Origin of the sequence: Lachnobacterium bovis (assembly GCF_900111325.1) — a bacterium.
GTDB lineage: Bacteria > Bacillota > Clostridia > Lachnospirales > Lachnospiraceae > Roseburia > Roseburia bovis_A.
The window spans coordinates 1-6,488 of sequence record NZ_FOGW01000041.1; the positions used below are offsets into that span (position 1 = coordinate 1).

Here is a 6,488-nt window from a genome sequence, read left to right on the forward strand (position 1 = left end):
GTTATCTTAGAACTTATTTTATACTGTAAATCAACTGGCTTCGGTGTTGAATTTATACTTACAACTGATTGTGAAAATGTAGATGGTATTATGATATACGCACCATAGTTTCCATTTTCAACACCTTCTTTAGCCATTTCAAGGCTTACTGATTCAAAATTCTTAGGCATTCCACTAATTAGTTTATCTGCGTAATTGATTGTTTTGCCACCTTGAACTACTGCTTCATCTGCATTAACTAAGGCTATCTTTTTGGTGTTAAATCCTTTTTCTTTTATCTCTTTTGTGATAGTTACAGGACTTTTTAGTGCTCTAGCTTTTTGATTTATGTTAAATCCCTGTGCTCCAAAAAGATATCCTATAGTTCCGCAGAAAAGTGCAGCACATACACCTATAATGCATGATAATATTTTATCTTTCTTCATCCCTAATTCTCCTATTTTTAATCTGTTTTGCCCGCAAAAATTCACCTCCTAGGGCATGGGATGGAAGAATTATTTAAAATCAAATAAGTCGGCTGATAATCTTTCGTTGTCAGAGATTTCCTTTATTTCAAAATTTCCACCATATCAAATACTATCAAAATATTCCTTCAAACTCTTTATTCTGGTATCCCCACAATCTTTAAAACAATTATTTCTTATATATACATTGTCATAATTTAATTTTTTCCCAGCTGGAAGTAACTGTTTGGCAACCTCGTCAGAATTTTTTTCATCCTTGATATACCATTCAATCTCATAATCATCGCTAAGATATTTATTTTTTAATTCTGGAAATTTTGAAACAAATTTTGAATCCTTAGCTATCTGATTTCCAACCATCGTCATACGCATTGGCCCATATGAGTTTTCATTCAACTCTGTTGTACCATATTTTATTCCATTCGAGTCAAGCAATGATTCAAATGAGTCCGGATTCATATAATTATTAATACTGAAGTTTCGTTTGTATTTTTCTCCACTTTTTAAAGCCGATCTTTCTGGCACTGTATTATAACGTCCATCTTCAAATACAACGCAACCTGGTGTCTTTACATATTTTTCATTTATTTTATCTAATGCTATCTTCTCAAATTTATCCTCATCAATATAATAAGCAAAATAATCAAAATCTTCTTCTACGTCACAGTAAATTTTCGTAGGTATTTCAAAAATCATTATTTTTTTACCATCTTTGGTTGTACCAATTATAGGTTGAGTGAATTCTTTAACTATTGACCAATCAGATTTTCCTGTCGGCTCGTAATATGATTTTATAATTGGTAAAATATCCAATTTCTTTTCAACCTTATTGTTTTCAGTATTATATATTATTATACTTGCTTTCATACAATTATAACAAACACTTGCCTCTCCTTCATATTTACAACTATATGATAGAATTTTATCCTTGTCTATTCTCATCTCGTTTGTATAATTCAATTTTTTATTATTTTTTTTCACTATACAAATGTCATTTCCTACCTTTTTTTCATAAACAACTAGCTTATCAACAGAAACTACTTCTTCACAATTGTTTTCTTGTTTGACAGTATCCGAAACAATATGATTTATATAAGGAAGTTCACTATCTTCTAATTGGCTATCTTTTGCACCCCCTAGATTTATCATTCCAGCTATTACTATATCCAATTTAAATACTAATACAAAAACTAGAAAAAAAGCTGCTACCCCACCTTTATAATCTCTTAATAACCACTTTATAGTTTTAATCATAATCGTTACACCCTTCTTTTTTGTCTATTTCTTTTGCTTTTTTCATGTAATCGTCTAAACTGGTAACTTGAATATTATTTTCTAGATTAACTCCATCTCCATAACTTATTTTTTTCCCTTCTGGCAAAAAATACTCTGCTATTTCATCAGAAGTTTTACCTTTAATAAATAGTCTTGCCCATTTGTCTTTTTGACCTATGTATTTTTTTAGTTTTGGATAAACTTTATATAGTCTTGCATTTTCTTTTGGAAGACCTTCCGTTTTTATCCAAAGATTAACCTCATTATAATCCACTTGATTAAATGAATAGTAAATATTCTTTGTATCAATTCCATTTTTTTTCAGTAGGTTTTTAAACGTATTTTTATCCATCAGTTTTAAACCTTTATAATTCAATTTTTTATTAGCTAATGCCTCTTCTGGTTCATTTTTATAAACCGAACTTGTTACATAATAGTTATTTGCATTATCCTGGCACAGAGTACAATTTTCTCTTTGTATATATTTTTTCTTTACTCCACAAACATAATAAAAACCTAGTTTAACTTTTCCATTATCTGTAGTACCTAAATATCTAAAAGAATATGGTTGTATGTTAAGTAATTTATTCTCACCAAATATATTTCTGAGTATTTTTAATAAATCTTGTTTTTTTGCAACCTTCTTCTTGTGGATATCATAATATTCTACCTTGCATTCATTTAATCTTGCATTGTCAGATTTTAAAAAATAGTTTTCCATGCCGGGATTTTTTTTTTCTAATTGATATTTTTTTATACACGAATCGGCACTATAATCAAATTTTCTATCAGATATATTTATTTTAAATGCAATAAATTCATCTGAGGAAATTCTATATATCTGATTTTTATTACAGTACAAAGTACAATCGTCTTTCCACATATCCTTTTCATTTTGATTCATTTGAGATACAATACAAACACTGTTGTCCGGTGTAGTACTTTGTTCCATCAACTCAATCTTCTTCCAATCTATTCCACTTGTTTTTTTACTATTTTCAAAACATTTGAAATCATATGGATAATAGTAAATTACTGCACGAATAAGCCATCCCATAGCTAATGCTATCAATATATAATCAATTACGTTTTTTATTATTTTTTTTATATTATGTTCTTTGCTCATTTTTTACTTATATAAATAACTCTATTATTAGATTATCATTAAAGTTATCCTTTTCCTCCTTTAACCACAATATTGTCTTTTTTTATTGCTTCATATATTCCATTTACTAAATTTTCAAAATGTGTACTATACGTTTCAACATTTCCTTCTACTGAAGAACATACAATTGAATATGCTTTAAAAAATTGAAGTCTCTTTTTTTCTGAGCCTTGTAAATATTCCCTAATATCTACATCGTCATTTATAATTTTGATTGCTAAATTTTCTATATCCTTTGAAATTTTCTTTTTCTTAACTTTATTTTGAACATTTTTTATAACCTTATCAACAGCCTCCTTATCTTTCAAAGCATTAGATAAATCTGGAATTTGCGTCTCATATTCTAATTTATATGCAATTGCTGTTGACAAATCTATACCCTGAAACCCAATATTCTTATCTTGAATTTTTACCACAGGTGTATGGGTATTTTTCATAGTGGTTTCCCACTTCGATTTCATCTTTTTTTCATATTCTGAATCCTCCTCAATAGCATCTAAAACCTTGAAAAGATTTTCTGCATTAAAAGATTTTCCAGCACCTTTTAAGCTTTTTATAGTTTTTTCTCCATATGTTGTTTGCTTAAACTTATTAAACACTTCACTATTCAACGATATTGAGCAATTTGGCATTTTACTTTGAAGATATTGTTTAACAACGTTTGTGGCGTCTTCTACTTTATTTGAAATTGACCATTTTTGATTTGCTATGTCATAAGCTTTTTTTGCGTAACCAACGTCTTTTGCTTTACTTAAATTATTTGTCATACCATCAATTGTTAAGTTCGTAACTAATCCAAAAATAGGATCAATTTCTACTGACATACATTTTAGTGTATCTAAACTGATATCCATCATAGCTTTAGTTCTTGCTTTTTTAGCTTCCTCACTTTCATCACTTAATAGTATTTTATTCTCTTTTTCCTTATCCTTCTCAGCTTTTTTTGAAACATAATAATCACATTTAATTTTTTTTGTAGCATGAATAGGATCTCTTGGAAGTTCTGTTATTTTGATAGTAATTGTATCATCCGGTAAATAATCATTATTATTTTTTATTTCTATATCATTAATACTACAAATACATGTATTAACATTTGTTTTTCCAGTCTTAAAATCCACCTCTCCAATAGGATTAATTCTGTCTAAAACAGCATAATTAAACCTAAAATAATCTAAAGTACTTTTCCACTGTTTTTGCTTTTTCTTAAATTCTGCTGAAAATTTATTTGTTGACCCATATTCACAGCCAGTTTTTACAAAACAATCTGCCCCTTCTTCTGTAATCACTCTTAACTTAATATATGAATCCTGATATAAAATTGAAATATATCCTAACTTATACTTATATTTTTCTTTACTGTCATATACTTTAACTTTAGGTCCATCAAATACTATTGCATCCTTAGAATAATTCTTATCATCATTCAGTATTCCATTATATAATGCCATCACTTCCTTTTTTTTAGAATCATCTGTATCATTTAATAAATAATCATTAAATACACATTGTGAAAAATCTGCATAAAATCTTTTACATCCTTCTTTTAATTTTTCCGGATTTCCCTTAAATGCCTCATTATAATTTCCTTTCATAATATTCAACATACAATTATAGCTATCTTTAGAGCCTTTTTCATACTCCTCCGATGAAAGTTCATTAAATAACCCTACAATATCAAACCCAAAACTTTTTAGCTTTTCAATTCTACTATCTGATACCCCTTTTGATTTTAGATATCCTATACTTCTCTCTGAAATCGTTCTATCAAAATCTGACACATATTTATTTATTTCTTTACGCCAACTAGCATTTATATTTTGAACATAATTACCATTCACAAAACATGAATTAATTGATTTAATAATTTTGTTAGCTAAATCTTTATATTCATTTCCTTTATCAAATACATTGTTTGTTTTATTTTCTATATCGTAGTATTTCTTTCTTTTCTCATTAATTATATTTCTCGCTGCACTTGCTTTATCTAATACACTTTGTCCAGTTTGCGCATTAGATATATTTATATTTGCTAATGTCTGCATATTATTCTGCTCTAAAGGAAGCTTTTTAGTTGTTCGTGCTTGATTAATGCAAATATTCTTCATTGTAAGTGCATTCGTCTCTACAGAACATAATTGTGTTTCATATAACTCCAATGCAGCTGAATCTAGCACTTCGTCTCCAACTAAATTTCCTAATTTATAAAATGAATTCTGGTATTCTGCTAAACTCATATTCACAACTGTCAAATAAGTACTCATATCTTCTGCATTATTTTTTATACAATCAAAGCCCTGACATTTAATTGTGTCATTACCTTGTATAGCATTTAACTTACTTATAACTGTTCCCATTTCATAAGACTTTTTCATACATTTATCAGCCCCTTCTGTACATTGGCTTTTTATAGTGTCCGGATTCAAATAAAATATATCTCCCATTTTGTTCCTCCTATTTTCTTTCAGTTTTTTTCACTACTATATCTGATTTTTTCTCATTTTTCTTCTTCACTGATTCATCAAATTTTTTATACTCCTTCCAAGTAGTATCAATTTTTTTACACAAAGCTTCTGCATTTTTTTTTACATCATTTATAATATCTGATGCCGATTTAATAACTAATTTCGAGTTTTTGTTTGCAGTCAATGTCGTTTTTTTATCAACATTTGCAAGTTGAATATTTGTCAAACTACCATATGAACTTTTTATATCATTTTTTAACTTAACCATAGTTGTTTCATCTATATTTATATTAGTCTCTGACATTTTTACTCTACTCCTCATTTATTCTAGATAATTTTCTTTTCAACAACTCTTCTTTTGTTAAAATTTCCTGTATTTTTTTATTTGAGAAATGCTTCATTCCGTCTAAAAAATCTTGTTGATTTTGATTCATTTTCATCATCATATATCTCATCTCATTTAAAACAACCTCAAAATTTCCATAAAGCTCTGTTTCTCTAAATACATTTTTTCCTATAATTGAATCTAAAAGTTGTAAATTTTTATACGATTCTTCAGAAAACCTTTCATTTTCTTTCTCTATCTCATAAAGATTTTTTTCTAAGTCTTCACGCATCTTTTGATTTTTCCTAAGTTCTGACACAAGCCTATCTTCTTTTTCTCTACGTTCTTCCTTTTCAAAAAATTCTTTATCATACTCACTTTTACTTGCTTCCATTCGTGTCTCCTTATTACCTTAACAAGCTTTTTCACAAAAAAATCCCCACGCCACACAGACTAACTGCATCTTGTCATTCCTTTATGTTGCAGTTTTCTGCGAGCATAGAGATTTTCTTAATCTTTTTTTCCTGATTTAATCAAGTTATCAGACTAGCTTATAAAATCCTACTCAGACTATTTATCTGTTAAATAATTATATTTCACATAATCATATATTTATCTGGTTTTACATTTTCTTTTTTATACTATTACTTCTTTGCTAATCCAATCGCTTGTTCTGATTCTTTGGTATTAAAATCTAGTTACGATTTTTTGAACCAACTGTTGTATCAAATTCTTGATATGCTTCTGCATTTTTAATAACTCCATCTCCGATGTCTGTTATTAACTGTCTCATT

At 28.1% G+C, this 6,488-nt stretch carries 6 protein-coding genes; all 6 read right to left on the reverse strand.

Annotation, left to right across the window (positions count from 1 at the left end; genetic code table 11):
- The coding region (locus tag BMY79_RS11335) for a YhgE/Pip domain-containing protein (RefSeq protein ID WP_330390127.1) at nt 1–425 on the reverse strand (425 nt) is incomplete at its 3' end.
- Nucleotides 426–569: 144 nt separating this feature from the next.
- Nucleotides 570–1,718 carry a hypothetical protein gene (locus BMY79_RS11340; RefSeq protein ID WP_074730995.1) on the reverse strand — a complete coding sequence of 383 codons (1,149 nt, stop codon included), beginning with the start codon at nt 1,716–1,718 and terminating at the stop codon, nt 570–572.
- Nucleotides 1,711–2,865 carry a hypothetical protein gene (locus BMY79_RS11345; protein ID WP_074730996.1) on the reverse strand — a complete coding sequence of 385 codons (1,155 nt, stop codon included), beginning with the start codon at nt 2,863–2,865 and terminating at the stop codon, nt 1,711–1,713. Before BMY79_RS11345 ends, BMY79_RS11340 begins: the two co-directional genes overlap by 8 nt.
- Before the next feature lie 44 nt (nt 2,866–2,909).
- Nucleotides 2,910–5,348 (reverse strand): hypothetical protein, encoded by a 2,439-nt coding sequence (locus BMY79_RS11350; protein ID WP_074730997.1) that lies wholly within the window; start codon nt 5,346–5,348, stop codon nt 2,910–2,912.
- Between the two features lie 10 nt (nt 5,349–5,358).
- Nucleotides 5,359–5,673 (reverse strand): TIGR04197 family type VII secretion effector, encoded by a 315-nt coding sequence (locus BMY79_RS11355; protein ID WP_074730998.1) that lies wholly within the window; start codon nt 5,671–5,673, stop codon nt 5,359–5,361.
- A 7-nt stretch (nt 5,674–5,680) separates the two neighbouring features.
- Nucleotides 5,681–6,088 carry a hypothetical protein gene (locus tag BMY79_RS11360; protein ID WP_074730999.1) on the reverse strand — a complete coding sequence of 136 codons (408 nt, stop codon included), beginning with the start codon at nt 6,086–6,088 and terminating at the stop codon, nt 5,681–5,683.
- Between the last annotated feature and the right edge of the window lie 400 nt (nt 6,089–6,488).

Bases quoted from the DNA above. Each gene is read 5' to 3' on its own strand.
- BMY79_RS11340 (WP_074730995.1), bottom strand. From the start codon at position 1,718: ATGATTAAAACTATAAAGTGGTTATTAAGAGATTATAAAGGTGGGGTA.
- BMY79_RS11345 (WP_074730996.1), bottom strand. From the start codon at position 2,865: ATGAGCAAAGAACATAATATAAAAAAAATAATAAAAAACGTAATTGAT.
- BMY79_RS11350 (WP_074730997.1), bottom strand. From the start codon at position 5,348: ATGGGAGATATATTTTATTTGAATCCGGACACTATAAAAAGCCAATGT.
- BMY79_RS11355 (WP_074730998.1), bottom strand. From the start codon at position 5,673: ATGTCAGAGACTAATATAAATATAGATGAAACAACTATGGTTAAGTTA.
- BMY79_RS11360 (WP_074730999.1), bottom strand. From the start codon at position 6,088: ATGGAAGCAAGTAAAAGTGAGTATGATAAAGAATTTTTTGAAAAGGAA.